Here is a 1,694-nt window from a genome sequence, read left to right as displayed (position 1 = left end):
ACACGACGACGAGAACGCCAGATGCAGCGCTTCAAGTCCGTCGATCAAGCACAGAGCTTCCTCTCCGCCCATGGCATCATTTATGGCCACTTTCGACTGAGTCGTCATCGCATGACGGCCGATGGCTATCGACGGGCTCGGGCTAAGGCATTCCGGATCTGGCGACACGAAATCTGCGTCCAGCAGGTGAGATAAGGGTTCATCCGGAATTAACTGCTTCGGTTGGCGGAGAGGTCATTAAGGCCCTGGCACTTGGGTGGATGGTGTAGTTCCACTCGCCATGGAACGCATCACGGGTGATGTGGAGATTGTCCATCTCCTGATCGGACACGACGATACCCTTTGGGTATTCGGTGCTATCAAGTTCGCAGCGGACCGCAAGCCCGGTCTTGGTTTGGGTGGCTCCGATCAGGTCAACTATGACGCGGTAGCTGACCAGCGGCGTGGCCTTCCAGTTCATCGTGATGAACGAGAACAGCCGGTGCTCGATCTTGTTCCATTTGCTGGTGCCCGGCGGCAGGTGGTGCACGACAATGTCGATGCCAAGTTCCAAGGCAAGACGTTGCAGTTCGCGCTTCCATAGCCGCAGGCGCGAACCGTTGCTGCCACCGCCGTCGGCGGTAATGGTCAGCCGCGTGGCAAGCGGATAGCGCCTCCGGCCGACCTCCTGCCACCAACGGCGAATTGTCTGCACGGCAAATGCCGCGGTGTCGTTGTTCATGCCGACACTGACCCAGCCAGCGTTGGAGGCAAGGTCGTAGATGCCATACGGCACTGCCCGGCCCAATTGCTTGATCAGGAAGTCATGCACCCGGACTTCCTCCGGCTGGCCCTGCGGACGCCACGCCTGACCGGCATTCTTGAAGTCGCCGACGAGTTCCTTCTTCTTGGTGTCAACCGAGATCACTGGCTCACCGACGGCCAGGGCGGTCCTTACGCTCTCATTGAGATGGACGAACTGGGCGTCGCGATCCGGGTGGCCGTCGCCCTCTCGCGTCTTGCGGTTGGCTTGCAGACTGAACTTCTGCTGATGCAACAACTCGCCGATCACAGTGCGACCAACCTTGTGGCCCTGCACAGCCATCGCCCGTGCCAACTGCGACAGGCTTTTGCAGGTCCAGCGCAGCGGCGACATGGGATCGCCACGTGCATCCGGCTCGACCAGAGCCAGCAGATCGGCGAGCAGCGTAGCATCCTTGCTCACCAGCTTCTTGCTGCCGCCGCCGGCACGACGGACCCGAACCGGATCGAGGACGTCTGCTGCGGCCAACTCCGTCAGGCCCCGGCCGATCGTGCTGGCCGCGATGCCGGTCGCCCGCGACACCGCCGCGATGCCGCCATGGCCAGCAGTGCTCGCTTCCGTCGCCGCGAAGATGCGCCGGCCCCGCTCGTCCAGGTGTGCTGCAAGGGCCTCAAAGCGCGCGCGAATCGGAGTGATGTCGATCATGAAAAGGCAGTAGCTACATTCGCAACTCGGGGGAATCCCCGGCTACCCCAACTGCTACCACCCGATTCAGTTATCTCCGGATGATCCCTAAGCATAGATATCGAGCGCCATCGAGTTATTGGCGACGGCGCGTACCGCTGCCTCCTCCAAGGGAACGGAGTGTTGCTGCAACTGTTTGTAGAAGCCGTCACTCAGGGTCGCAGTTTCCAGAAAGAGGCTCCCTTGTCCTTCTGCCGGCGAATCTAGG

General features: G+C 61.2%; 2 protein-coding genes. Both read right to left on the bottom strand.

Annotation, left to right across the window (positions count from 1 at the left end; all coding sequences use genetic code 11):
• Positions 1–199: 199 nt before the first annotated feature.
• A complete protein-coding gene (locus VGP39_RS18085) occupies positions 200–1,447 on the bottom strand; it encodes an ISAzo13 family transposase (RefSeq protein WP_327569470.1) in 1,248 nt (415 codons plus the stop codon).
• A gap of 87 nt (positions 1,448–1,534) precedes the next feature.
• Positions 1,535–1,694, bottom strand: a 160-nt coding sequence (locus VGP39_RS28195) for a replication protein RepA (protein WP_414644715.1), incomplete at its 5' end; no start/stop codon positions are given.

The organism is Bradyrhizobium sp. (assembly GCF_036009065.1).
GTDB lineage: Bacteria > Pseudomonadota > Alphaproteobacteria > Rhizobiales > Xanthobacteraceae > Bradyrhizobium.
The sequence above is the reverse complement of the archived record's forward strand: the minus strand, read 5'-3'. Positions and strand labels throughout refer to the sequence as shown.

Bases quoted from the DNA above. Each gene is read 5' to 3' on its own strand.
- VGP39_RS18085 (WP_327569470.1), bottom strand. From the start codon at position 1,447: ATGATCGACATCACTCCGATTCGCGCGCGCTTTGAGGCCCTTGCAGCA.